The organism is Pseudomonas pichavaramensis (assembly GCF_050473265.1).
Classification (GTDB): Bacteria; Pseudomonadota; Gammaproteobacteria; order Pseudomonadales; family Pseudomonadaceae; genus Aquipseudomonas.
Map to the genome: position 1 here is coordinate 443,961 of NZ_JBJKFJ010000001.1, position 25,187 is coordinate 469,147.

Below are 25,187 nucleotides of genomic sequence, written 5' to 3' on the forward strand. Positions count from 1 at the left end.
TACGTTCTACACATTTCGCGTGACGTAGGGTGGATGGACGAAGCCATCCACCTGTCGATCAATGGCGGAAGTGACGCATCGAAGTGAACACCATGGCAATACCGGCTTCGTCGGCAGCGGCGATCACTTCGTTGTCGCGCATCGAGCCACCCGGCTGGATCACGGCGGTGACACCGGCCTTGGCCGCGTTGTCGATGCCGTCGCGGAACGGGAAGAAGGCGTCCGAGGCCATGACGGCGCCCGGTACCGGCAGGCCGGCGTGCTCGGCCTTGATCGCGGCGATGCGCGCGGAGTTGACGCGGCTCATCTGGCCGGCGCCGACGCCGACGGTCTGACGGTTCTTGGCGTAGACGATGGCGTTGGATTTGACGAACTTGGCCACTTTCCAGGCGAAGATCAGGTCGTGGATTTCCTGCTCGCTCGGCGCGCGCTGGGTGACGATCTTCAGGTCTTCTGCCTTGATCATGCCGATGTCACGGCTCTGTACCAGCAGGCCGCCGTTGACGCGCTTGAAGTCCCAGCCAGCGGCACGTTCGGCCGGCCACTGGCCGCACTCGAGCAGACGCACGTTGGCTTTCGCGGCGACCACGTCGCGGGCTGCCTGGGAGATGCTCGGCGCGATGATCACTTCGACGAACTGACGCTCGACGATGGCCCGGGCGGTTTCGCCGTCCAGCTCGCGGTTGAAGGCGATGATGCCGCCGAAGGCCGACTCGGTGTCGGTGGCGTAGGCCAGGTCGTAGGCCTTGCGGATGCCGCCTTCGTCTTCCGGAACCACGGCCACGCCGCACGGGTTGGCGTGTTTGACGATGACGCAGGCTGGCTTGACGAAGCTCTTCACGCACTCCAGCGCGGCGTCGGTGTCGGCCACGTTGTTGAACGACAGTTCCTTGCCCTGCAGCTGCACGGCGGTGGAAACGCTGGCTTCGCCTTTCTTCGCCTCGACATAGAACGCCGCGCTCTGGTGCGGGTTCTCGCCGTAGCGCATTTCCTGCGCCTTGACGAACTGGCTGTTGAAGGTGCGCGGGAAGGCGCCACGGGCTTCGGTCGACAGGGTCTCGGCGGCCTGGTCGATGGTGCCCAGGTAGTTGGCGATCATGCCGTCGTAAGCAGCGGTGTGTTCGAAGGCTTTCAGGGCCAGGTCGAAGCGCTGGGCGTAGCTCAGGCCGCCGGCTTTCAGCGAGGCGAGGATGCCAGCGTAGTCACCGGTGTTGACCACGATGGCCACGTCTTTGTGGTTTTTCGCAGCGGAACGGACCATGGTCGGCCCGCCGATGTCGATGTTCTCGATGGCGTCAGCCAGGTCGCAGTCAGACTTGGCCACGGTGGCTTCGAAGGGATAGAGGTTGACCGCCACCAGGTCGATCGGCTTGATGCCGTGCTCGTCCATCACCGCGCCATCGAGGGCGCGACGGCCGAGGATGCCACCGTGGATTTTCGGGTGCAGGGTCTTCACCCGGCCGTCCATCATTTCCGGGAAGCCGGTGTAGTCGGCCACTTCCACGGCAGCCACACCATTGTCCTTGAGCAGCTTGTAGGTGCCGCCGGTGGAGAGGATCTCGACGCCGAGGGCGGCCAGTTCGCGAGCGAATTCGAGGACACCGGTCTTGTCGGAGACGCTGATCAGCGCACGGCGGACGGGCAGAAGGGTGGTCTGGTCGGTCATATCACTATCCATCAGAGCGGGGATATCAGCAAAAAAGGCGGCTCATGCGGGCCGCCCTTTTCAGGAGTTCAGGGTTACAGCAGGTCGTACTGCTTGAGCTTCTTGCGCAGCGTGCCGCGGTTGAGACCGAGCAGCTCGGAGGCCTTGGTCTGGTTACCTTTCACGTAATTCATGACGGTTTCCAGCAGCGGCGCTTCCACTTCGGTGAGCACCAGGTTGTACACGTCGGTGACGTCTGCGCCCTCCAGGTGGGCGAAATAGTTATGCAGCGCCTTCTCCACGGCGCCGCGCAGGGTCTGACCCTCTTCGCTTGGCGTGCTCAGGTGCTGTTTCAGGCTGGTGTTGTCACTCACGGGTGCAATTCCACTCACTAGGGTCTCTGTCATCAACGTCATGCGGCCACCTCGTTTCCATCATCGTGCCGTTCGCGGAAGAACGCGCGAACGTGGGCGCACTGTGCGTCCGTACTGTCCAGACGGTTGAATTGGGCGCGAAACTCCCTGGCGCCCGGCAGGGTTGCCAGATACCAGCCGACATGCTTGCGGGCGATACGCGTGCCCATCAATTCGCCGTAGAAGGCGTGCAGTGCGGCCAGGTGCTCTAGCAGGATGCGTTCCACCTCGAGCAGGCTCGGTGCTGGCAGGGTGCTGCCGGTGCGCAGGTAATGCTCGATTTCACGAAAGATCCACGGCCGGCCTTGGGCGGCACGACCGATCAGCAGCGCGTCAGCACCCGTGGCGTCGAGCACGGCCTTGGCTTTCTGTGGCGAGTCGATGTCGCCATTGGCGAACACCGGAATCGATACCGCCTGCTTGATGGCGGCGATGGTGTCGTACTCGGCTTCGCCGGTGTACAGGTCGGCGCGGGTACGGCCGTGTACGGCCAGTGCGCTGATGCCGGCATCCTCGGCGATCTTCGCCACGGTGATGCCGTTCTTGTTCTGTCGGTCCCAGCCGGTGCGAATCTTCAGGGTCACCGGTACGTTCACGGCGCCGACCACGGCGTCGAGAATCTCGCGTACCAGCGGCTCGTCACGCAGCAGGGCGGAGCCGGCGGCCTTGTTGCAGACCTTCTTGGCCGGGCAGCCCATGTTGATATCGATGATCTGCGCGCCCAGTTCGACGTTCTTGCGCGCCGCTTCGGCGAGCATCTGCGGGTCGCCACCGGCGATCTGCACCGAGCGTGGCTCGGGATCACCGGCATGCAGCAAGCGCAGGCTGGACTTACGGCTATTCCACAGGCGCACATCGCTGGTGACCATCTCCGACACTACCAGGCCGGCACCGAGGCTGCGGCACAGCTGGCGGAACGGGCGATCGGTCACACCGGCCATGGGGGCCAGGATCAACAGATTGGGCAATGTGTAAGGGCCAATACGTGGGGCCGACATGGGGCGTCCCTGCTTGTTGGTTCGCAGTTGAGACAAGGGCGATCAACACTTGGCCATCACCGTCTCCTCAGGGGAAACGATGCTGGGTCGGTGCTCGCGAAAGGGTGGGCATGATACCCGCTCTGGATGACCGGATAAAGGCTGTTTTGAACAAATTCTGAACAGCTATGGGCTTATCGCCAGTAGTTAGATGAACGGCCTTTTCCCAGGCGCTGCGTGGCTTGCAGGCTATTCAGGGGAATGGAAGCTAAGGCTGTAGTTCACTGCGCGGGCGCCCGGGTCGAGGATATCCAGCGAGATATGGATAGGCGTCTGCGGCGGCATTTCGCTCTGTCCGGCCAGCTCGCCAGCGAGATATTCGCTGGGTTTGAAGCGGCGACTGGCGACCAGTTGTCCGCCCAGGTCGGCGAAACGCATTTCCAGCAGAGGGAACGGTTGGGCGAAAGGGGCCCGGTTATAAAGGATGGCGTCGACGATCAGCGCACCGGAGAATTGCGGATGGCTGCGCACCACCAGGTTGCTGCTGCGGATCTGCTCGATGTCGACTTTCGACGGCAGGCTGCAGCCGATGCTTGGACACAGCTGCTCGAACCACGGGCGATAGCGATCCTGTCGCGCCAGTTCATCGAAATTGTAGGCCGTGTATTGCGCCAACAGGCCGCCTGCCGCCAGCAGGTTGAGCAGCCCCCAGCCGAGCACGCGTCCCCAGGATGTGCCCTGTGGCTGCTGCCAGTCGAGTTGCAGGGGTTCGTCGTCGAGATCGAACAGGCGCTCTTCGCGCAGCCCCGGTTCGCTACGGGCCGGCTTGTTCGCGTCGCCTTCGACTGGTTGCAGAGCATCGGCCGCGTCAGCCTCTTGCTGTTCCTGATCGAGCTCGCCAAGGCGCGGCTGCTCAGCGTCTTCGAGATCGTCGATAGCGCTGAGGGTGCGCGTGGGCGTTGCAACGAACTCGGCTTCAGCTTTGCTCGGCGGGGGTTCTGTCGCCACCGGCTCTTGAGCTGGCTGCAGCTCGAGGCGGTCGCGTTTTACCTGCTCATCGCGCAGCAGTGCTTCGGCCCAGGCCTCGTCGTGCGTGTCATCGTCATCGTGCACGGCGCCGCTGTTAGCGAAGTTTTCTGCGTAGCGTGGCGCGTGCTCAAGGGCGAGAAACTGCTGCGACAGCTGCTGTTCCTGCTCTTCCAGCTTGGCCAGTTCCTCGTCGAGGTCGAGGCTATCCAGGTCGAGGTCGTCATGAATCCACAACGTATCGTCGGCCGGCTTGGGCGTGTGGGTCTTGGCGCTGGGCTGCGCTTTGCTGGTCACTGGGCTGGCCGGCGCTGCTGTGGACGCAGGCGCGGATGCACGAGGGCCGAACAGTTGCTCGGCGGCGTTGAACACGTGCAGGCAGGCACCGCAGCGTACTGCACCATGCGCCGCGGCCAGCTGCGCCTGGCTGACGCGGAAGCTGGTACGGCAATTTGGGCACTGGGTGACGTGGCTTTCGCTCATGCGCGGGTCCGAAAAATCCTGGCGGCTAGTCTAACGCAACGACTGTGTACGGATCAGCGTCTGACGCCGCTGATCCTTACCCAGCCTTCTTTGACGGCCGTCGGGTCGAGGTCGAACGCCCCTTCATAGGCGGCGCGGACTTCCTCGGCCTGCTCGGCGAGGATGCCCGACAGAGCCAGGCGTCCACCGGCTTTGACCAGCGTGGTGATCTGAGGTGCCAGGGAAACCAGCGGGCCGGCGAGGATGTTGGCGACCACCACGTCGGCAGGCTGCTGGGGCATGTCTGCCGGCAGGTAGACCGGGAAACGGGCCGGGTCGATGCCGTTGCGCGAAGCGTTGTCGCGCGAGGCCTCCAGCGCCTGCGGGTCGATATCTGTACCGATCGCCTGTGGCGCGCCGAGTAACAGGGCGGCGATGGCGAGGATGCCCGAACCGCAGCCGAAGTCGATCACGTCGCAACCTTCCAGCGGCTGACCATCGAGCCACTCCAGGCACAATGCGGTGGTCGGGTGGGTGCCGGTGCCGAAGGCCAGGCCAGGGTCGAGCAGCAGGTTGACTGCGTTCGGCTCGGGGGCGGCGTGCCAGCTCGGCACGATCCACAAGCGCTGACCGAAGCGCATCGGCTGGAAGTTATCCATCCAACTGCGCTCCCAGTCCTGGTCTTCGATGCGTTCGACCTGATGCTCGGGCAGCGTGCCGCCACACAGCAGTGCCAGGTGAGCAAGCAGCGCGGTTTCATCGGTGTCGGCTTCGAACAGCGCCAGCAGATGGGTGTGCGACCACAGCGGCGTGGTGCCCAGGTCTGGTTCGAAGATTGGCTGATCTTCGGCATCCATGAAGGTCACAGACACGGCGCCCACTTCCAGCAGGGCATCTTCGTAGGTTTCCGCCTGCTCGGGGGTAATGGCGAGACGGACTTGTAACCAGGGCATGGGCGCTTCTCTGTGCAGGCTGCGCAGGCCGGAGCGGCGCAGCGGGTTTAACTCAGGCGCCATGAAGGCGGCTGCAATGGAGTGATTCAGGTGCTGACGTCGGGATTGTCCCAATCGTCCTGACCGTCGTTATCGATTAGCCAGTTTAAAGCGGCGTGGCGTTCCATGACTACGCTTGCGTTCATGTTCGCCGGCATAGGGGCCTGTTTCAGACGGGCGTCGACGCAGGCCCAGTGATAGCGATAGATCAGGTCGGCCTCATCGAGGATGCTGTGGATATCGCGCAGATGAGTTTGCTGCAGAAATGCCGCCAAGCTCTCGTGCTGTGAAACGGCCTGGATAGCGAAGTCGCAGTCGATGGTGTGGTCGGGAAAGTCCAGTCGTTCGACGATACCCAAGGCCCAGAGTAGCACCCAGTAGGCCTCGTACTTCCAGACCATATTGATCACATCCTGCCGTTCACCCTGATTGTTGAGGATCTGCACCTCGGCGGCTGTCAGTTCAGTCACGCCATACTGTTCCAGCAGCTCTTGGCACCACTGCGCGGCTTCTGCCGTGTAGCTGCCTGCATTGCGGTCGCATGCCGCCTGAATGGTGACCAGGCAGGCAATGGCGCGGCGGGCGATTTCCTCTTTGCTGCGCACGCGTACGTCGCTGGCCGCTTCGATCATCGGCAGGTGGTCTATGTAGGGAATGTCGGTGGCCTGGAGTCTGGCAATGGAAGCAGCCTTGCGCTGCTCCGGGGTGAGTCCGTTCATGTTGTTCATCCTGTGCGTGAGAATGCAAAAAGGGAGCGGCCTTGGCCGCTCCCTTTCCGTGTTCCGAGGACGTGCTCAGTGCTTGTCCATACCCAGTTTCTTTTCCAGGTAATGGATGTTCACGCCGCCTTTGACGAAACCCTTGTCGCGGGTCAGGTCGCGGTGCAGCGGCACGTTGGTCTTGATGCCGTCGACGACGATCTCGTCCAGGGCATTGCGCATGCGCGCCATGGCCTCGTCGCGATCCTTGCCGTAGGTGATCAGCTTGCCGATCAGCGAGTCGTAGTGCGGCGGTACGCTGTAGCCACTGTACAGGTGCGAGTCGACACGAACGCCATTGCCGCCCGGAGCATGGAAGTGCTTGACCTTGCCTGGGCTGGGCATGAAGTTGTCCGGGTCTTCGGCGTTGATCCGGCACTCGACCGAGTGACCGAGGATCTTCACGTCTTCCTGCTTGATCGACAGCGGGTTGCCAGCGGCGATGCTGAGCATCTCCTTGACGATGTCGATGCCAGTGACCATTTCGGTAACCGGGTGCTCCACCTGAACACGGGTGTTCATTTCGATGAAGTAGAAGCGGCCATCTTCGTAGAGGAACTCGAAGGTGCCGGCGCCACGGTAGCCGATCTCGACGCAGGCATCGACGCAGCGCTTGAGCACTTCGGCGCGGGCCTTCTCGTCGATCAGCGGGGCCGGGGCTTCTTCGATCACCTTCTGGTGGCGACGCTGCAGCGAGCAGTCACGGTCATACAGGTGAATGGCGTTGCCCTGGCCGTCGGACAGTACCTGGACTTCGACGTGACGCGGGTTGCCGAGGAATTTCTCCAGATAGACCATCGGGTTGCCGAACGCAGCACCGGCTTCGGTGCGGGTCAGCTTGGCCGATTTGATCAGGTCTTCTTCCTTGTGCACCACGCGCATGCCGCGACCACCACCGCCACCGGCGGCCTTGATGATCACCGGGTAGCCCACTTCACGGGCAATGCGCAGGGCTTCTTCCTCGTCTTCCGGCAGCGGGCCGTCGGAGCCAGGCACCACCGGCACGCCGGACTTGATCATGGCGTCCTTGGCCGACACCTTGTCGCCCATCAGGCGAATCACATCGGCTTTCGGGCCAATGAAGGCGAAGCCGGAGTTCTCCACCTGTTCGGCGAAGTCGGCGTTCTCGGCGAGGAAGCCGTAACCCGGGTGAATGGCAGTGGCGCCGGTGAGCTCAGCTGCGCTGATGATCGCCGGAATGTGCAGGTAAGACTGCGCGCCGGGCGCCGGACCAATGCAGACGGACTCGTCGGCCAGGCCCAGGTGCATCAGTTCACGGTCGGCGGTGGAATGCACGGCCACCGTCTTGATGCCCAGTTCCTTGCAGGCGCGCAGGATACGCAGGGCGATTTCGCCACGGTTGGCGATAAGGACTTTCTCCAGCTTCTGCATTGCAGGCTCCCCGTGCATCAAACGATGGTGAACAGGGGCTGGTCGTACTCAACCGGCTGGCCGTTTTCCACCAGGATGGACTCGATCACGCCGCTGGCTTCGGCCTCGATGTGGTTCATCATCTTCATCGCTTCGACGATGCACAGGATGTCGCCTTTCTTCACGGTCTGACCGACTTCCACGAAGTTGGCCGAGGTCGGCGAAGCAGCGCGGTAGAAGGTGCCGACCATCGGCGAACGAGCGACGGTGCCGTTCAGCTTCGGTGCAGCAGCCGGAGCGGCTTCAGCGCTGGCGGCAGCGGCCGGGGCGGCAGCCGGAGCAGCGACCGGGGCCGGTGCGTAGACAGGTTGGGCGGCATAGGCCGGTTGTTTGCTGTGACGGCTGATGCGTACGGACTCTTCGCCCTCTTTGATCTCCAGCTCGTCGATACCGGATTCTTCCAGCAGCTCGATCAGTTTCTTGACTTTACGGATATCCATGAAGGGTCAACTCCCAGAGGTGAGGTAGGACTTGTCTACCGGGCGTCGCGTCAGGCGCGCCCGGCCAGTTGTTCGAGTGCCGCTTCCAGGGCCAGCCGATAACCGCTGGCGCCAAGGCCGCAGATCACCCCTACTGCAACGTCGGAAAAGTAGGAGTGATGGCGGAAAGGTTCACGCTTGTGCACGTTGGACAGGTGCACTTCGATGAATGGGATGCTCACTGCCAGCAACGCGTCACGTAATGCGACGCTTGTGTGGGTAAAAGCGGCAGGATTGATCAGGATAAAGTCGACGCCTTCACCCTTTGCTGCGTGGATGCGGTCGATCAGTTCGTACTCGGCATTGCTCTGCAGGTACATCAGGTGGTGCCCGGCCTCGCGGGCGCGCTGCTCCAGATCCTGGTTGATCTCGGCCAGCGTGGTGGCGCCATATTTGTCGGGCTCACGGGTGCCCAGCAGATTCAGGTTGGGGCCGTGCAGCACCAGAAGAGTGGCCATGGACGCGTTCCTTGTTGTTCGGGCTGCGCAGGACTATGCCGCAGCTGCGCGATGTCAGCAATAGTCGACACGATGCCCGCTGTTTGCGGCAGAAATATGACTATAGCGCTGGATTTGGTCGTTGCCAGGCGAATTCAATAAACCTGGTGTTACTGGCGTTTGACGCTCAGCGAGCCGTCTGGCGGCTGTCGGCCTGATCAAGGCGTGCAGCGAAGGTGGCGGCATCGACCTCTCCTACGACACGCAGATCGCGCAATTCGTCACCCTGGGCAGAAAAAAGCTGAATGGCCGGCGGGCCGAACAGCTGATAGCGATCGAGCAGGGCGCGTTGGGCGGCGTTGCTTTCGGTAATGTCGAAACGAATCAGGCGCCAGTCGCCCAGCTTGCTGCCGACCTCGGCATTGCCGAACACCTCGCGCTCGATCACCTTGCAGCTGATGCACCAGTCGGCGTACCAGTCCAGCAGCAGCGGTTGCCCGGCTGCCTTGGCTGCGGCCAGCGCCGCATCGAGTTCGGTGGGGCTGCTCAGGGTCTGCCAGGCTCCGCTCTTGGTATTGCTCTGGCTAGCGCTGCCAGTCTGCAACTGGCCGAGTGGCTGCAATGGGTCGCTAGCACCCTGCAGGGCGCCGACCCAGGCCGCCAGGGCATAGACCAGCAGCGCCAGGCCGAGAATCTGGCCGAGTTTCTGCCGGTGGGTTTTCGGGCCGAACTCCATGGCGCCAAGGAACACCGCCACGCCGCCGGCCAGCAGGCCCCACAGGGCCAGGCTCAGGCTGCCCGGCAGCACGCGTTCGAGCAGCCAGACGGAAACGCCCAGCAGCATCACGCCAAAGGCGTTGCGCACCGTGACCAGCCACGGGCCGGACTTCGGCAGCAGGGCGCCGCCGCCGGCACCGAACAGCACCAGCGGCGTACCCATGCCCAGGCCTAGGGCGAACAGTTGCAGGCCGCCACCGACGGCGTCGCCGGTACTGCTGATATACAGCAGCAGCGCGGTCAGCGGCGCGGTGATGCAGGGCGAGACGATCAGGCTGGAGAGCACGCCGAGCGTTGCCGCCCCGGCGATGGTGCCGCCGCGGGTCTGGTTGGCGCGTTGATCGAGGCGCTCGCGGATGAAGGCCGGCAGACGCAGTTCGAAGACGCCGAACATGGCCATGGCGAACAAGCTGAAGAAGGCGGCGAAGGGCACCAGAACCCAGGGCGACTGCAGCATCGCCTGCAGGTTGAGGCCGGCGCCGAACAGGCCCATCAGTGCACCGAGCACGGCATAGCAGGCCGCCATCGGCAGCACGTAGGCGAGTGACAGGACCAGCCCGCGGGCATTGCTCGGTCGGCCGCGCAGTACCACACCGGAGAGAATCGGCAGCATCGGCAGCACGCAGGGGGTGAAGGTCAGCCCCAGCCCGGCGAGGAAGAACAGTGCCAGATCTTTCCAGTCCCAGCCCGCCTGCTGTGGGTCGGTAGCGTTCTTCGCCGTGCTGGCGGGCATGTCGCCGATTTCGATGAATTCGGTCTCGGGCGGGTAGCACAGGCCCTTGTCGGCGCAGCCCTGATAGCCGACTTGCAGGCGCAGCGGGCGATTGTCCGGGTTATCCAGCGGTAGGCGAACATCGAGCACGCCGTAGTAGACCTCGACATCGCCGAAGAACTCGTCGTGCTTGGCTTTGCCTGCAGGCAGTTCGGCTGCACCGAGGGCAAGATCGGCCGGCTCCACGCTGAAGTTCAGGCGGTGGCGGTAGAGGTAGTAACCCTCGGTCGCGACGAAGCGCAGGGTCACGCCCTGCGCATCGCTGCTCACCAGGCTCAGCTTGAAGGCTTCGCGTACCGGCAGGAAATCGCTGCTGTTGTTCAGCGGCGCGCCGAGCGGCGAGGCGGCCGGGCGCTGGTCGAACAGGTTGGCGCTGGCGGGCAGGCTCAGGCACAGCAGAAGCAGGGGTAACAGCAGGCGACGCAGTGACATCGGACGAATATCTCGGCGGAGGATGGCGGCATGATACCGGAAACGTCCATGCCCATTTTGCCTCTCTGGCCGGGTGGCGCTCTGTGCGCATGGGCGTCGCTTGGATAAGCCGCGGCAGGCCGAGTTCCCTGGGTGCGCTGACGTGCCGCAGCGCTATACGCGAAACGCCTGCACAGCGCTGTGCAACTGACTGCCAAGGTGCAGCAGCTGTTCGCCCTGGCTGCGGCCCTGGCCGATACGTTGCAGGTTGTCATCGCCCATCTGGTGAATGCGCTCACCGTGCTCGCGAATTTCGCCGACCGCATCGCTCTGCTGTGCGGTGGCTTCAGCGATACGCTCGGCCATGCTGGCGATGGTGCGAATCGCGCTGACGATCTCGTCCAGTGCGCCGTCGGCCGCTTCGGCTTTGCCGGCAGTGGCTTCGGCGTGTTCGACCTGCGCACGCATGGCTTGCACCGATTGGTGCGCAGCCTGCTGCAGGCGGCCGATCACTTCCTGGATTTCCGCCGTGGCGCTGCCGGTGCGCTGTGACAGCGAACGGACTTCATCGGCAACCACGGCGAAGCCGCGACCAGCCTCACCGGCCCGTGCCGCTTCGATGGCGGCGTTGAGAGCGAGCAGGTTGGTCTGCTCGGCGATGCCGCGGATCACCGTCAGCACGCCACCGATGGTCGCTGTCTCCTCCGCCAGGCGTTCGATGGCCTGGGCGTTGCCCTGAACCTCGGTGACCAGCGCGTGCAGTCCTTCCAGACTTTGCCCGATGACCTGCTGACCTTGTACGAGGGCGCGGTCGGCATCGCGGCTGGCATCAGCGGTCTGGCTGGCATCCTGCGCCACTTGGCCAATGGTCGCCTCCAGCTCGCCCAGGGCATCGCGAATCAGCGCTGTATCGCCAGCCTGGCGTTCGGCGCCGCTATGCAGCCCGCCGCTGAGCTCAGCCAGCGTGCGGCTGGAGCCGGCCACCTGTTCGGCGTGGCCGCGGATACTGGCGACCAGTTCGACCAGGTAACGGCGCAGGTGGTTGAGCGAATCTTCGATGTCGCGCAGCTCGCGAGTGCGTGAGTCGATGGCGATCTCTTCTGCAAAATCGCCATTGGCCCACTTCGACAGAGCCGGGACCAGTCGTGCAAGCACCTGTGACAGGCGTCGCTGCAGGCGATCGATGACCAGGGCGATAAGCAGGATCAGGCCGATCATCAACCCCTGAATCACCCGAACCTCGCCCTGGATGCGGGCGTACTCGGCCTTCACCAGTGGCTCCAGCTCTGCCAGGGCTTGCTGCACCTGGGTCACACGTTCGTGGGTGGTCATGGCGAGTTGCTGGCGTTGCTCGACCAGTTCGCGTGTGCGCTGCAATTCGCCTGGATAGCGCCGGACCAGCGTGCCCAGTTCGCGCTTGAGGTCGACGCCGCGATCCTGCGTCTGCTGTTCCTGCTGGTTGTCGTCCAGACCCAGCAGGGCGGCAAAACCGATGCTGGCGGAGCTGTCCGCCTCCTGCACACCCAGCAGTGGCAGCGCCTCCAGCGTTTCCACCTGCTGACTCAGGGCCTTGAGTTCGCGTTCCACATCGCCCAGTAGCTCGCTGCGGCCCTGGTTGATGAAGCGCTCCCGCGCATGAGCGAGTTTCAGCAGGCGTGAGCCCGCTTCCTGCAGTGGTTTGCGATAGCTGTTGGCGGCGGCCGTGTTGGCGCTATCGGCGTACTGGGCAAGCTGTTCCAGTGCGGCGAGCATCTCTCGTTCTGCCTGCAGCAACAGACCTTGTGGATCGCCGGCCAGTTTGCCTGCGGCCAGCAACTGGGTGGTGCTGAACTCGCGCAGTTGTTCCAGGCTTGGCAGCAGCCCGTCGGCGAGCTGCCGTGGTAGTTGGTCGAGTGCCTGTTGGAAGTCATCCAGAGCCTGGGTTGCAGTGCTGTGCTGCACGGCGTTGCCACTGGCCAGATAAGCCTGGATGTTGTCGGCGACCTCATGCTGAAACTGCTGCGACAGTGTCAGGTAGCGCTCCATCAGCTGTACCGGCTGCTGCAGTGCTCGCTGCGACCACCACAGGGTTGCGGCCAGGGCGACGCAGACAGTGACCAGCAGCAAGGTATTGAGGTTGGTGAGCAGCTTGAGGCGCATGGCAGGCTCGATCGACGACTTAACGATGCGAACGAGGTTATTTCGGTTTGGTTACAGGCTGATGACTGCGTGAGCTGCGTCACGTTATGTGCGGTACGTCCCTGTACGCCTCTGGGATTCGTTTCAGCCGGGCTGTAGCGCTTTGCGCGCGCGCTTGCCGGGGCGTCTCAATTCAGTCGTTGCTGTACAGCTCGACGCGGTTGCGGCCGCCGTGCTTGGCCTTGTACAGCGCTTCGTCTGCGCGCTTGGACAGTTCGTTGCCGTCCAGGTCTGGCTGGAGCATGGCGATACCACAGCTGAAGGTGCACGAAAGGTCCTGCGGCTGCGCGGGGTAGTGGATCTCGGCGAAGCGCTGGCGAATTTCCTCCAGCACCCTGAGTGCCGATTGCTCGTCGGTATCCGGCAGCACCACGGCGAACTCCTCTCCACCGTAACGGCCAATGTGATCGGTCTTGCGCAGGCGTTGCTTGAGAAACAGCGCCAGGCTCTTGATCACTCGGTCGCCCATGGGATGGCCATAGGTATCGTTGACCTTCTTGAAGTGGTCGATATCGAGCATGGCGAAGGCCAGCGGCTGCTCGTCGCGGCGTGCCCGGTAGCAGGCATCGTCGAGCAGTTGCAGGGTGTGCGTGTGGTTGTACAGACCGGTGAGGCTGTCACGCACCATGCGCGCCTTGAGGTTGCGTGCGCGTGCTGCCCGGTTGCGTACGGTGGCGATCAGATGGCGTGGCTTGATCGGCTTGGTGAGGAAGTCGTCACCGCCTTCGCTCATCGCATCGAGCTGTTTGTCCAGGTCGTCCTCGGCCGAAAGATAGATGATCGGTACGCTGACGTAGCGGTCGTTGTGGCGTATTACCTTGGCCAGCTCGGTGCCGTTGCACTCGGGCATGTACATGTCGAGGATGATCAGGTCTGGTTGGAACTCGGCCAGCGCATCCATCGCCCGTATTGGCTCGGTGAGGGTGTGAGTGAGAATCCCCGCGCTGTTGAGCACGCGCTCGGTATGCGTGGCCTGGGCCTTGGAGTCGTCGACGATCAGCACCTTGTACGGGTCGTACTGCGAGACGTGGGTCAGTACCTCGATGCGTTCGAGCAGGCTCGAGGCATCCAGCGAACCGGTGAAGAACTCCTGCCCGCCAGCGCGTACGGCTGCCAGTCGGGTCGGTGTATCGGTATCGCAGTGGCTGAAGAACAGCAGCGGAATCTTCTGTTCCAGGCCCTGCTGGATCGAGTCCGCCAGCTCCAGGCCGGCACCTGCGAAGTCGACGTCCATGACGATGGCGGCTGGATGGCGTTCGGTGATGGCCGCGCGAAACGCGCGTTCATCGCTGAGCGGCTGGGCAGCAAGGCCGAAGAATTCGAGCTGTTGCGCCAGGCGTTCGGCGCGCTGATTGTCCTGCAGTGCCAGGTACACAGGCTTGCGTAGTGGCGGCAGGAACGTCTGCTCGAAGGCATCGTTGTGGCGCAACCCGGTTCTCGACAGCCGTTGCATGGCCTTGTTGAGCCTGGCGATCAGCGAGCTGTTGAGACGGCCGCGATTGTTCACCACCTCATCGAGACTGCTGCTGATGTCCTGAGCCAGATGGGCATGCTCGATTTGCTCGAAGCGCTCGGCATAGCGCAGCAGGCGCAGGTTGGCCTCGGTCAGCTCGGCCATGCCGGCGTCGCTCCACTCGCTGCGTTGCAGGCGCTGCCAGACTTCAAGCACTTGGCGCGCCTGGTGAATCACGCGCTGGGCGAAGTGATGCTTGAGGCGATCGCGACTGGGGTCCGGGTGCTCGGTCATGGGCCGACTTCTATATGTGGTTAAGTCAGTAGTGGCTTGATGCTATCACTTGTTGAGGGCACTGGCATTGCCGCCGATCAATTGACGGCGGTATTTCTGTCGAATAGGCGACAAAAAATTGCCTGGAACAATTTCTGACCTCGCCAGCGAGCGGCAGTAGAAGGATTTTCGAAGCTGCCGGGGTAGTTCATTTGCGGCTCCGCCCAGGGAAGCCGCAAAACCGTTGCCATCCTTACCAGTGGTAAGTTTGCCCCGACGCCCTGCGTTTTGCTGCGAGCTTGCCTTATAGTGCGGAACAGGTCGCAACCCGTTGGTCGGGTTGTGGTCGAACATTCGAATTCGCTTAAAAAGGACACTGCCATGCTGGACTGGAAGAATCGCGCGGCGAGCTCGCCTGACGATGCCGACAAGACCGCGAAACTGGGGCGCGAGCGCGGCAGCACCAGCCTGATCGGACGCGCGCTCGGCGGGCTGCTCGGAGTGTATCTGCTGGTGACGCTGGTCGTGGGCTGGTACTGGAGCCAGGAGCCGAACGCCTTTCAGGTGCAACAACACGCTCAGGCCTCGGCGCAGCAGGCGCAGCGGCAGATGGTCACGGGTTACACCACGGTGGAAACCCTCAAGCAGGTTGCCAGCACGCTGCTCGACAAACCGGGCGGCTATCTGTCCAACGACCTGGCGCCGCCGGGTCTGTGGCTGGACAACATGCCAAGCTGGGAATACGGCGTTCTGGTGCAGGTGCGCGATTTTTCCCGGGCGCTGCGCAAGGATTTCTCCCGTTCGCAGTCGCAATCGACCGAGGACCCGGATCTGGCCAAGGCCGAGCCGCGTTTTCACTTCGATAACAAGAGCTGGGCGTTGCCGGCCTCCGAGTCGGAATACCGCGAAGGCATCAAGGCGCTCGATCGTTATCTCGCCCGTCTGGCCGATTCGGGTCAGCGCAACGCGCAGTTCTATACCCGTGCCGACAACCTGAACAACTGGCTGGGCGATGCCGGTACACGCCTGGGCTCGCTGTCTCAGCGCCTGTCTGCCAGCGTTGGTCAGGTGCGCCTGAACAGCAGTCTGGAAGTCGGCAACGATGCCGAGGAGTCCGGTGTCGTAGGCGAGGGCGGTGTGTATGAAACACCGTGGCTGCAGATCGACAACGTGTTCTACGAAGCCCGTGGTCAGGCCTGGGCGCTGGCGCACCTGCTGCGTGCCATCGAAGTCGATTTCGCCGATGTGCTGGCGAAGAAAAACGCCACCGTTAGCGTGCGCCAGATCATTCGTGAGTTGGAGGCCGCGCAGGCGACCTTGTGGAGTCCGATGATTCTCAATGGCAGTGGCTACGGCATCCTGGCCAACCACTCGCTGGTGATGGCCAATTACATCTCCCGCGCCAACGCCGGCATCATCGACCTGCGCCAGTTGCTGAGCCAGGGTTGATGGACGCGATCTCGGCGACCGAGGCGGCGCATCGCGCCGCTTCGGATCAGGAGCGGGTCGCCTGGGTCGACGAGCAGGATCAACCGCTGGGCGGCGTATCACGGGCCGAATTGCGCGAGCGTCGCCTGATTGGTCGTGGCACTTATATCCTGTTGTTCAACTCGGCCGGGTTGCTTTGCGTACACCGGCGCACCCTGAGCAAGGCGCTGTACCCAGGCTACTGGGATGTAGCGGCAGGCGGCATGGTGCTTGAGGGCGAGGACTATCTGCTGTCGGCCCAGCGTGAGTTGGCCGAGGAGTTGGGTATCGCCGACGCCGAGTTGGTCGAGCACGCGCACTTTTTCTATGACGCGCCGGAAAGCCGCCTGTGGTGCATGGCCTACTCCGCAGTGTCCGATGCTCCGCTGGTGTTGCAGCCGGAGGAGGTGCTCGAAGCACGTTTCATCAGCGTCGAGCAGGCGCTGGAGGAAACCCGGCATCTGCCCTATTGCCCAGACTCGCTGGCGGCACTGGAGCGCTACATAAAAAGGCCGCTTGCGGCCGGCTGATGACCCTCTCCCGCTGCGGGAGAGGGTGCCCGAAGGGCGGGAGAGGGTGGTTGTGTTAGTTCCTGCGCGTAGGGTGCGCTGTGCCCACCGCCTTGTCGCCGCTGAAGCCTTCGGTGCGTACGGCGCACCCTACGGCGTAAGGCATTCCGAGCGCTCCGTGCACGATGACGAACAGCGTCGCCAGAGTGCCGCACAATGACGCAAATTCATACTTAGCAAGTGCTGCCTTTGCCGTTACACTGCGCGGCCTTTTGGCGGACGCCTGTCCGTCTGCGCTGCCCCTGCCTGAGTGGGGCTTCGCGGTCGATTTCTATCGGCCAGTCGCTATCCTGACCCCTACGAGGACAAGCCGGTGGTCAAGAAAGCCTCTTCATTTTCCGCCCTGAGCGGTCTCGTCTATTCCACCGATGGCGGTCGCCATTGTCCGGACTGTAACCAGCCTGTGGATGCCTGCATCTGCAAACAGACGCGCATTCCCGAAGGCGACGGCATCGCTCGTGTGCGCCGAGAAACCAAGGGCCGTGGCGGCAAGACCGTCACCACTGTCAGTGGCGTTCCGCTGGCCGAAGAGCCGCTCAAGGAACTGGCCAGTGCGCTGAAAAAGCGCTGTGGCACCGGCGGCGCACTCAAGGATGGCGTGATCGAGATTCAGGGTGATCACGTCGATCTGCTGTTGGCCGAACTGGGCAAACGCGGTTTTACCGCGAAGAAGTCCGGCGGCTGAGCCAGCTTTTTCTAAACTTTCCACGGGGTTCGGTGGTCGATCGCCGAGCAACCGTCATCTATCGCCTTTAATTTCTGACGCGACCCGAGGTTGCGCAAACCCATTTTCAGGGAGACTTAGATGTCCGCACGACGCACCCGCAAAGACGACGGCAGCCAATGGACCGTAGCCGATAGTCGCAGTGTCTACGGCATTCGCCATTGGGGCGCCGGTTATTTCTCGATCAACGATGCCGGTCGCGTCGAGGTGCGTCCCAACGGTCCGGAAAGCACGCCGATCGACCTTACCCAGCAGGTCGAAGAATTGCGCCAGAGCGGCCTTTCGCTGCCATTGCTGGTGCGCTTCCCGGACATCCTGCAGGACCGCGTGCGTCGCCTGACGGGCGCGTTCGACGCCAGTATCGAGCGCCTGGAGTACCAGAGCCGCTACACCGCGCTGTACCCGATCAAGGTCAACCAGCAGGAGGCGGTGGTGGAGAACATCATCGCCACGCAGAACGTCTCCATCGGTCTTGAAGCCGGCTCCAAGCCCGAGCTGCTGGCAGTGCTGGCGCTGGCGCCCAAGGGTGGCACCATCGTCTGCAACGGCTACAAGGACCGCGAGTTCATCCGCCTGGCGCTGATGGGCCAGAAGCTCGGCCACAACGTATTCATCGTCATCGAGAAAGAGTCGGAAGTGCGCCTGGTGATCGAGGAGGCGGCCGAGCTCAAGGTCGCGCCGCAAATCGGTCTGCGCGTACGTCTGTCCTCGCTGGCGTCCTCCAAGTGGGCCGACACCGGTGGCGAGAAGTCCAAGTTCGGTCTCTCTGCCGCGCAGATCCTCTCGGTGGTCGAGCGCTTCCGCGACGCCGGGCTGGACCAGGGCATCCGCCTGCTGCACTTCCATATGGGGTCGCAGATCGCCAACATCGCCGACTATCGCAAGGGCTTCCGTGAGGCCATCCGTTACTACGGTGAGCTGCGTGCCATGGGCCTGCCGGTCGATCACATCGACGTCGGCGGCGGCCTTGGTGTGGACTACGACGGCACTCATTCGCGTAACGCCAGCTCGATCAACTACGACATGCAGGACTACGCCGATGCCGTGGTCGACATGCTCAAGGAGTTCTGCGACCGTCAGGAAATCCCCCATCCGCACATCTTCTCCGAGAGCGGCCGGGCGATGACTGCGCACCACGCCGTGCTGCTGGTGCAGGTCACCGATGTCGAGCGGCACAACGACAAGGTGCCGGAGATCGACCCGGACGTGGAACAACCGGAAGTGCTGCAGGTGCTGATCGAGCTGCTCGACGACAGCGACCCGGAGATGGTCGCCGAGACCTACTGGCGCGCCACCCACTACATCGAGGAAGTGGCCGCGCAGTATTCGGCCGGCAAGCTGGGGCTGGCGCAGAAGGCGCTGGCCGAGCAGTGCTATTTCGCCATCTGCCGCCGACTGTACAACCAGCTCAAGGCGCGTCAGCGCTCGCACCGTGCGGTACTCGACGAACTCAACGACAAGCTGGCCGACAAGTACATCTGCAACTTCTCGGTGTTCCAGAGCCTGCCGGACACCTGGGCCATCGGCCAGATCCTGCCGATCCTGCCGCTGACGCGCCTGGATGAGGAGCCGCTGCGCCGCGCCGTGCTGCAGGACCTGACCTGCGACTCCGACGGCAAGATCCGCCAGTACGTCGACGAGCAGTCGATCGAGACCAGCCTGCCGGTGCACGAGATCAAGGAGGGCGAGGACTATGTGCTGGGCATCTTCCTGGTCGGTGCCTACCAGGAAATCCTCGGCGACATGCACAACCTGTTCGGTGACACCGACTCGGTGAACATCTACCAGGCCGCCGACGGCAGCCCGGTGCACGCGGGCATCGAAACCCACGACACCATCGAGGACATGCTGCGTTACGTGCACCTGTCGCCCGAAGAGCTGATGACCCATTACCGTGACAAGGTGGCCAGCGCCAAGATCAGCGCCCGCGAGCGTACCCAGTTCCTTGATGCGCTGCGTCTGGGCCTGACCCGTTCGTCGTACCTGGCGTCCTGATGTTCAGCTGATCGCCTCTGCCAAGCGTCGAGCCAGGTGCAATGCCTGCTCGGCGCTGGCGACATTGGTGAAGCCCAGCAGCAGTCCGCTGCCGCAGGGATGCTGCTGTGACCATTGCGACAACGCCATTACCGCCAGCCCCTCTGCTTGTGCGCGGGTTGCCAGGGCGCGGTCGTCTTGCGCTGCATCTAGCCGGGCCAGCAGGTGAATGCCGCCGGCTTGCAGCTCCACGCGCAGGCGTGCACCGAGTACCGTCTCCAGTGCCTTGGCCAGATGATCGCGGCGTTCGGCATAGAGCGTGCGCATGCGCTTGAGGTGGCGGGCGAAATGACCCTGGTCGAGAAAGTCCGCGGTGACCGCCTGGGGCAGTGCCGGGCAGGCATGGTCGAAGTCGCGCGCGCAGGCCTCGAAGCGTGCCACTTGTTCGCGAGGTACCACCAGATAGGCCAGGCGCAAGCCGGGAAACAACACCTTGCTGAAGGTGCCGCAGTAAAGCACGCGGCCTGCGTGATCGAGGCTTTTCAGGGCTGGTAGTGGGCGCCCGATGTAGCGGTATTCGCTGTCGTAGTCATCCTCGATGATCCAGGCGTTCCTGGCCGTTGCCCAGTCGAGCAGCGCCAGGCGTCGCGGCAGGCTCAGCGAAACCCCCAGAGGGCTTTGATGGGATGGCGTGATCAGGGCGCAGCGAGCGTCCTCTGCTGTTGCCAGTGCATGCTCGATGCGAAGGCCTTGCGCGTCCACGGGGACGGGGACGAGTCTCACGTCGGCGCCCTCGAGCGTTTGGCGCGCCTTGAAGTAACCGGGGTCTTCGAACCAGCAACTGTCGCCCGCGTGCAACAAGGCCTGACGGATCAGTAGCAGCGTGTTGCGAAAGCCGGCGGTGATGAAGACCTGCTCCGGCTCACAGGCGATACCACGTGATACTCCCAGATATCGCACGATGCTGCGGCGCAGTGCGGGTAGGCCTGCTGCGGCAGGGTAGCCGAGATCGGCGGGACTCATCTGGCGTAAATGGCGGCTGCCAAGACGGCTCCAGAGCTTGCGCGGAAAGGCGTCCAGCGCCGGTAGACCGAGCTGCAAGGGCAAGGCGTCGTGAGTCGATGCAGAGATGGGGTGAAGTGTCTGCGGGGATGCCGATGGCTGGACGGCAGGTGTCGATACGTGCGCCAACTGCGGTGAAACCACGGTTCCCGCTGGCCCGCGAGCCAGTAGATAACCCTCACCGACAAGCAGTTGATAGGCTGTTTCGACGGTGCCTCGGGCCAGGTTCAGTTCGCTGGCCAGCGCCCTTACCGACGGTACCCGTTCACCTGGCTGCAGACGTCCGTCGCTTATGGCCTCGCGCAGACGCTGATACAGCTGCAGATAGATAGGTGTGGACTGGTCGCGCTCAGGGGCCAGGCGAATGCCGTGCATACCTATGTCCTAGTCAGTTCGTCATATCTTGGATCTATTGGCTATGCCATGCTCTGCCTAGAGTAGCGCCATCGTCAATGGAGAACTGCCATGTCCGCTACTACCGATTGCCGCTACGAATGGCTGAGCGACGCGCATGACCAGCGCGCCTGCTTTACGCTGATGCGCGTGTTGCGCCCACATCTGACTGACGCCGATGATTTCATCCAGCGCCTGCAGCGTCAGGCAGAGCAGGGCTACAGCTTGCTGGCGGCGCGCGTCGGTGACGAGGTGGTGGGGCTGGCGGGGTGCCGGCTGCAGGAGAATCTGCTGCACGGGCGATTTTTCTATGTTGATGACCTGGTGACACGCGAGGATGTGCGCAGCCAGGGCATAGGCGAGCGCTTGCTGGCGGAGGTGCGTGCGCAGGCGCGGCGCCTGGGTTGTGCCAACCTGGTACTGGACACGGCCTTGAGCAACGCGCGTGGCCAGCGTTTCTACTACCGTCAGGGCTTGCTGGCGATGGGTATGCACTTTCGCGAGGGGCTTTGAGATGCGGCGAGTACTGCTACTCGAGTGCAGCCCCTATGGCCAGCAAAGCCATGGCAGTCGCCTGGCTCGGGAAATGGTCGGCCGCTTGTGCCGCCGTTATCCCGGGGCGCGAGTGATCGAGCGTGATTTGTCCCGCGAGGTTTTGCCGCCGCTCGATGCGAGCTATGCCGATGCTGTTTTGCTGCAAGCCTCAGGCGATGACCCGGCGCTGGCTGTGTCCGAACGACTGATCGCTGAACTGGAGGCCAGCGATTGCCTGGTGATTGCCACGCCGATGCATAACTTCACGGTGCCGGCGACGCTCAAGCTGTGGATCGACTACGTGCTGCGCATAGGCCGCAGCTTCACGGCGACCGAAGCGGGCAAGTTGGGCCTGCTCGAGGATCGTCCAACCTTCGTGGTGATCAGTGCGGGTGGCATCTACCGGGGCGAGCGGGCGCGTCAGCCGGACTTCCTCAGCCCCTATCTGCGCCATGTGCTGAGCACGCTGGGTATTCATGACCTGGAGTTCATCCATCTGCAGGGGCTGGTGCGTGGCCCGGAGCACATCGAGCTGATGATGGCGCAGGCGCGCGGGCAGCTTGATTTCAATCCCCATCTCTCTTTTTGCAACATTTCAGGAGCAATCGCATGAGCGGTTTACGCCAGCCTTATTACGAGCTTTCTGCCGAGGCGATGCAGGGCCTGCTGAGCAGCAAATCCGCACTGGAGCGTGGTCCACTGGGCAAGGTGCTGATCGAACTGCTCTATTTACGCGTTTCGCAGATCAATGGCTGTGCCTACTGCCTGGAAACGCACAGTGCGTCTCTGCGCGAGAGTGGCGTGCCTCAGATCAAGCTGGACAGTCTTGCTGGCTGGCGCGTGAGTCGTCATTTCGATGCTCGGGAGAGAGCGGCGCTGGCTTGGGCCGAGTCCCTGAGCGACATCACCAGCAGTCATGCTGCTGATGTGGATTATCAGCCGCTGGCGACGCATTTCGAGGCCAGGGAAATCTCCGATCTGACCATCGCGGTGGCCCTGATGAACGGACTCAATCGTCTCGCCATCGGCATGCGTCTTTGATGATCACGGCGTCGCGATCACACCATAGCCGCGCGCCATCAAGGTCGCCAACAAGGGGATCAGCAACAGCAACAGCAGCTCCAGGCGAATGCTCCAGATCACCAGGCGCACCTGCCTGGGGCTCGGTTCTGGTGCCTGACCCGCCTGCACCGCGTTGCGCCAGTTGAAGAACACATAGGTGGGCAGGATCGACAGCAGGCCAACGAGGATGAACAGCCCGACCTTGGCATGGAACAAGCCATTACCCAGGTAATAGGTAGTGCCCTTGCCAAACCACAGCACGCGGGCAACGCCGGTCACCAGCACCAGTCCGGCGCAGATGCCGTAGGCGATGTCGGTGATCATCAGGCTGCGCGCCCGTGACAGGTCCAGCGGCGCCTTGAACAACACGTGCTCGATGCTGAGCAGGGCGAACAGGGCGAAGATCGACAGGTAATGCAGGTACGCGCCGGTTGCGGCAGCCATGCGGGCGTCCTCTCGGGGTCAGGGTGCGAGCAGGCTGCGGTTGCGGCCCTCGTGCTTGGCGCGATAGAGCGCCTGATCGGCTCGCTTGAGCGCGGCGGCGCTGTTCTCGCCAGGCGCCAGCAAGGTACAGCCGAGGCTGGCGGTCTGCTGCAGCTGGATATCGTCGACCATCATTGGCTGGTCGGCGATGGCCAGACGAATGCGCTCGGCGATCTGCAGCAGCCCCTTTTCGTCGTGAACCAGCGCCAGGATCACGAACTCTTCGCCGCCGTTACGTGTGACTACATCCTGCGGTCTTACCGCCGTACTCATACGCCTCGCGCTTTCCCACAGCACATGATCGCCGGCATCGTGGCCATGTGCGTCATTGACCCGCTTGAAGTGGTCCAGATCGCAGTAGATCAGGCCGACCTGCAAGCCGCTGCGCGCGGCTACCGCCTGCTCGAGGGGGAGAAAATGCAGCAGCCCGGCACGGTTCCACAGCTGCGTCAGCGGGTCGAGCATGCCCTTGCGCTGTTCGCGATCGAGCGCATCGCTTAGCTGGTCGGCCTGGTTAGCGCGGTGGCGCAGCTGCAGGTAGCCTTGCACCAGATAGGCCAGGTCCTTGAGTCGCATCGCCTCCTGGCGCTTGAGGCGACGTGGTGCCGGATCGAGCAGGCATAGCGTGCCGAGCGCCTGGTGCTGGGCATCGAACAGTGGATGACCGGCATAAAAGCGCACGTAAGGGGTGTTCTGTACGATTGGGTTGTCGCAGAACCGGCTGTCGCGGTGACTGTCTTCGACCACCAGTGGCTCGCTCTGCAAGATCGCGTGGCCACAAAACGACACCGAGCGCGGCGTTTCGGCGACATCCAGACCCTGCCGACTCTTGAACCACTGGCGCTCGTTGTCGATCAGGCTGATCAGCGCCGTCTTGACCCCGAACAGGTCACGGGCCAGGCGGGTGAGTGCATCCAGGTAGGGGTCAGCTGGTGTATCGAGTATTTCCAGGCTCTCCAGTGCCTGCTGGCGTTCAGCCTCATTCTCGGGTAGCGGCGCACTGAGCATCGGCGATTTCTCCGGGGGGGAACCACAGGTTGCGACGAGTCATGCTCCAAGCATAGCCGCCCAGAACCAGGCTTCGCATCCCCATGAATGCCAGAAATGCCAACCACAGCCCGTGGTTGCCCAGGCTCTGCAGCCACCAGGCCAACGGTAGAGCCAGGGCCAGGGCGATAAGCATGGCGTCGCGCATCTCCCTCGCCCGCGTGGCGCCGATGAACAGGCCGTCGAGCAGGTAGCTCCATACCGCCAGTAGAGGCAGCAGCGCCAGGTAGGGCAGGAAGTTCATGGCCAGTTCGCGCACCTCGGCAATATCGGTGAGCAGGCTGACGAACCAGTGGCCGCCCAGCAGAAAGAACAACGCGAAGCCGGCACTGGCCAGCAGCGACCAGGCTCCGGCCACCAGCAGGGCGCGGCGCAGCGCATGGCGGTCGCGTGCGCCGAGGGCGTGACCGCACAGGGCTTCGACTGCATGGGCCAGGCCGTCGAGGGCGTAGGCGGTCAGGGTCAGGCCGTTGAGCAGCAAGGCGTTGGCTGCCACGGTGGCGTCACCCAGGCGCGTGCCCTGCACGGTAATGAGGAAGAACACCAGTTGCAGCGCCAGGGTGCGGATGAAGATATCGCGGTTCACCGCCAGCAGCGGGCGCCAACTGCTCCAGTGTTTCAGCGCGCTAGCGTCGAGTTGGCCGGGGTAGCGTGCCAGTGCGCCGCGCGTCAGCCACAGGCCGAGCAAGGCGCCACTCCATTCGGCGATTACCGAGGCCCAGGCGGCGCCGCTTACGCCCCATTCCAGGCCGAGCACGAAGAGCAGGTCCAGCGTCACATTGAGCAGGTTGGCGGTGAGCAGAATGGCCAGCGGCCCGCGCGCGCTCTGGGTCCCCAGCAGCCAGCCGATCAGCGCATAGGTGGCCAGGCTGGCGGGCAGGCCGAACAGGCGGACCTGGAAGTACTGGCGCGCCAGCTGGTCCAGCTCGGCCGAGGGCTGCATCAGGCTCAGCGCCGCGCTGCTGAAGGGAATGGCCAGCAGGCTCAGCAGCAAGGCCAGCAGCACACCTAGCCCCAGTCCTTGTAGCAGCACCTGACGCAGCGCGCCGCCGTCATCACGGCCGGCAGCCTGGGCAGCGAAGCCGGTGCTGCCCATGCGCAGAAAACCCATGGCCCAGGTCAGCAGGGTATACAGGCTGCCGCCGACCGCCACCGCCGCCAGTTGATGCGCATGCGGCAGGTGGCCCACCACCGCAGTATCCACCAACGCTACCAGCGGTACCGAGAGGTTGGACAGAATCATCGGCGCGGCCAGCGCCCAGACCTTGCGTTGGGTCGGGGTGTGGCGCCAGGCGTCGAACAGGGCGGACATGAACGGCTCCGGCAAAGCGGCGATTATAGGCACAGCGCCAGTGTCGCCGCATGCGATGACGGAGTGTGCGGAGCTT

23 protein-coding genes and 1 pseudogene are annotated in these 25,187 nt (G+C 63.4%); 7 read left to right on the plus strand and 17 right to left on the minus strand.

Features of this window, described 5'->3' with window-relative positions; all coding sequences use genetic code 11:
• Nucleotides 1-58: 58 nt before the first annotated feature.
• The 13 genes and pseudogenes from purH to ACJRW5_RS02020 all read right to left on the minus strand — a co-directional run bounded on the left by purH (nucleotide 59) and on the right by ACJRW5_RS02020 (nucleotide 14,838).
• Complete coding sequence (gene purH, locus ACJRW5_RS01960; protein WP_484568853.1) at nucleotides 59-1,666, minus strand: bifunctional phosphoribosylaminoimidazolecarboxamide formyltransferase/IMP cyclohydrolase; 1,608 nt, start codon at nucleotides 1,664-1,666, stop codon at nucleotides 59-61.
• Between the two features lie 74 nt (nucleotides 1,667-1,740).
• Entirely contained in the window at nucleotides 1,741-2,061 is a 321-nt protein-coding gene (gene fis / locus ACJRW5_RS01965) for a DNA-binding transcriptional regulator Fis (protein ID WP_037052576.1), read from the minus strand.
• Nucleotides 2,058-3,056, minus strand: coding sequence for a tRNA dihydrouridine synthase DusB (gene dusB, locus ACJRW5_RS01970; protein WP_484568854.1), 999 nt, complete (start codon nucleotides 3,054-3,056; stop codon nucleotides 2,058-2,060). Before dusB ends, fis begins: the two co-directional genes overlap by 4 nt.
• Before the next feature lie 228 nt (nucleotides 3,057-3,284).
• Nucleotides 3,285-4,544: a DUF3426 domain-containing protein gene (locus ACJRW5_RS01975; RefSeq protein ID WP_484568855.1), complete on the minus strand. Its 1,260-nt coding sequence runs from the start codon at nucleotides 4,542-4,544 to the stop codon at nucleotides 3,285-3,287.
• A 53-nt stretch (nucleotides 4,545-4,597) separates the two neighbouring features.
• The gene (prmA, locus tag ACJRW5_RS01980; protein ID WP_484569138.1) at nucleotides 4,598-5,476 is read right to left on the minus strand and encodes a 50S ribosomal protein L11 methyltransferase; all 879 of its coding nucleotides are present in this window, start codon (nucleotides 5,474-5,476) and stop codon (nucleotides 4,598-4,600) included.
• 86 nt (nucleotides 5,477-5,562) lie between these two features.
• The gene (locus ACJRW5_RS01985; RefSeq protein WP_484568856.1) at nucleotides 5,563-6,234 is read right to left on the minus strand and encodes a DUF4272 domain-containing protein; all 672 of its coding nucleotides are present in this window, start codon (nucleotides 6,232-6,234) and stop codon (nucleotides 5,563-5,565) included.
• 75 nt (nucleotides 6,235-6,309) lie between these two features.
• A complete protein-coding gene (gene accC / locus ACJRW5_RS01990) occupies nucleotides 6,310-7,665 on the minus strand; it encodes an acetyl-CoA carboxylase biotin carboxylase subunit (protein WP_484568857.1) in 1,356 nt (451 codons plus the stop codon).
• Between the two features lie 17 nt (nucleotides 7,666-7,682).
• Nucleotides 7,683-8,144, minus strand: coding sequence for an acetyl-CoA carboxylase biotin carboxyl carrier protein (gene accB / locus ACJRW5_RS01995; protein ID WP_484568858.1), 462 nt, complete (start codon nucleotides 8,142-8,144; stop codon nucleotides 7,683-7,685).
• A gap of 50 nt (nucleotides 8,145-8,194) precedes the next feature.
• Nucleotides 8,195-8,641 carry a type II 3-dehydroquinate dehydratase gene (aroQ, locus tag ACJRW5_RS02000; RefSeq protein ID WP_484568859.1) on the minus strand — a complete coding sequence of 149 codons (447 nt, stop codon included), beginning with the start codon at nucleotides 8,639-8,641 and terminating at the stop codon, nucleotides 8,195-8,197.
• A 166-nt stretch (nucleotides 8,642-8,807) separates the two neighbouring features.
• Nucleotides 8,808-10,601: a protein-disulfide reductase DsbD gene (locus ACJRW5_RS02005; RefSeq protein WP_484568860.1), complete on the minus strand. Its 1,794-nt coding sequence runs from the start codon at nucleotides 10,599-10,601 to the stop codon at nucleotides 8,808-8,810.
• A gap of 153 nt (nucleotides 10,602-10,754) precedes the next feature.
• Nucleotides 10,755-11,270 (minus strand): annotated as a pseudogene (locus ACJRW5_RS02010) (methyl-accepting chemotaxis protein); the annotation flags it as partial.
• Nucleotides 11,271-12,891: 1,621 nt separating this feature from the next.
• The gene (locus tag ACJRW5_RS02015) at nucleotides 12,892-14,505 is read right to left on the minus strand and encodes a diguanylate cyclase (protein ID WP_484568861.1); all 1,614 of its coding nucleotides are present in this window, start codon (nucleotides 14,503-14,505) and stop codon (nucleotides 12,892-12,894) included.
• Between the two features lie 45 nt (nucleotides 14,506-14,550).
• Nucleotides 14,551-14,838: a hypothetical protein gene (locus ACJRW5_RS02020; protein WP_484568862.1), complete on the minus strand. Its 288-nt coding sequence runs from the start codon at nucleotides 14,836-14,838 to the stop codon at nucleotides 14,551-14,553.
• A gap of 27 nt (nucleotides 14,839-14,865) precedes the next feature.
• Here ACJRW5_RS02020 and ACJRW5_RS02025 point away from each other — a divergent pair, with 27 nt between their 5' ends.
• From ACJRW5_RS02025 to speA, 4 genes are all read left to right on the plus strand, one after another.
• Nucleotides 14,866-15,933, plus strand: a complete 1,068-nt coding sequence (locus tag ACJRW5_RS02025) for a DUF2333 family protein (protein ID WP_484568863.1) — start codon at nucleotides 14,866-14,868, stop codon at nucleotides 15,931-15,933.
• The gene (locus ACJRW5_RS02030) at nucleotides 15,933-16,481 is read left to right on the plus strand and encodes an NUDIX hydrolase (RefSeq protein ID WP_484568864.1); all 549 of its coding nucleotides are present in this window, start codon (nucleotides 15,933-15,935) and stop codon (nucleotides 16,479-16,481) included. Before ACJRW5_RS02025 ends, ACJRW5_RS02030 begins: the two co-directional genes overlap by 1 nt.
• A 352-nt stretch (nucleotides 16,482-16,833) precedes the next feature.
• Complete coding sequence (locus ACJRW5_RS02035; RefSeq protein WP_484568865.1) at nucleotides 16,834-17,205, plus strand: translation initiation factor Sui1; 372 nt, start codon at nucleotides 16,834-16,836, stop codon at nucleotides 17,203-17,205.
• 120 nt (nucleotides 17,206-17,325) lie between these two features.
• Nucleotides 17,326-19,239: an arginine decarboxylase gene (speA, locus tag ACJRW5_RS02040; protein WP_484568866.1), complete on the plus strand. Its 1,914-nt coding sequence runs from the start codon at nucleotides 17,326-17,328 to the stop codon at nucleotides 19,237-19,239.
• A 3-nt stretch (nucleotides 19,240-19,242) separates the two neighbouring features.
• Here speA and pdxR read toward each other — a convergent pair whose 3' ends face one another.
• On the minus strand, nucleotides 19,243-20,655 hold the full coding sequence (pdxR, locus tag ACJRW5_RS02045) for a MocR-like pyridoxine biosynthesis transcription factor PdxR (protein ID WP_484568867.1): 1,413 nt from the start codon (nucleotides 20,653-20,655) through the stop codon (nucleotides 19,243-19,245).
• 90 nt (nucleotides 20,656-20,745) lie between these two features.
• On the opposite strand from pdxR, the gene ACJRW5_RS02050 reads away from it, so the two are divergent.
• The 3 genes from ACJRW5_RS02050 to ACJRW5_RS02060 are packed head-to-tail and all read left to right on the plus strand — an operon-like array spanning nucleotide 20,746 to nucleotide 22,248.
• Nucleotides 20,746-21,186 carry an N-acetyltransferase family protein gene (locus ACJRW5_RS02050; protein ID WP_484568868.1) on the plus strand — a complete coding sequence of 147 codons (441 nt, stop codon included), beginning with the start codon at nucleotides 20,746-20,748 and terminating at the stop codon, nucleotides 21,184-21,186.
• 1 nt (nucleotide 21,187) lies between these two features.
• On the plus strand, nucleotides 21,188-21,820 hold the full coding sequence (locus tag ACJRW5_RS02055) for an FMN-dependent NADH-azoreductase (protein ID WP_484568869.1): 633 nt from the start codon (nucleotides 21,188-21,190) through the stop codon (nucleotides 21,818-21,820).
• Entirely contained in the window at nucleotides 21,817-22,248 is a 432-nt protein-coding gene (locus ACJRW5_RS02060) for a carboxymuconolactone decarboxylase family protein (protein WP_484568870.1), read from the plus strand. The genes ACJRW5_RS02055 and ACJRW5_RS02060 overlap by 4 nt, the downstream gene beginning before the upstream one ends.
• Before the next feature lie 3 nt (nucleotides 22,249-22,251).
• Here the strand turns inward: ACJRW5_RS02060 and ACJRW5_RS02065 are convergent, their stop codons facing one another.
• From ACJRW5_RS02065 to ACJRW5_RS02075, 3 genes are read right to left on the minus strand one after another with little or no spacing between them, the layout of a single operon-like run.
• Nucleotides 22,252-22,713, minus strand: coding sequence for a DUF2214 family protein (locus ACJRW5_RS02065; protein WP_484568871.1), 462 nt, complete (start codon nucleotides 22,711-22,713; stop codon nucleotides 22,252-22,254).
• Nucleotides 22,714-22,731: 18 nt separating this feature from the next.
• Complete coding sequence (locus tag ACJRW5_RS02070) at nucleotides 22,732-23,760, minus strand: sensor domain-containing diguanylate cyclase (protein ID WP_484568872.1); 1,029 nt, start codon at nucleotides 23,758-23,760, stop codon at nucleotides 22,732-22,734.
• Nucleotides 23,732-25,111, minus strand: coding sequence for an MATE family efflux transporter (locus ACJRW5_RS02075; protein ID WP_484568873.1), 1,380 nt, complete (start codon nucleotides 25,109-25,111; stop codon nucleotides 23,732-23,734). The genes ACJRW5_RS02070 and ACJRW5_RS02075 overlap by 29 nt, the downstream gene beginning before the upstream one ends.
• Between the last annotated feature and the right edge of the window lie 76 nt (nucleotides 25,112-25,187).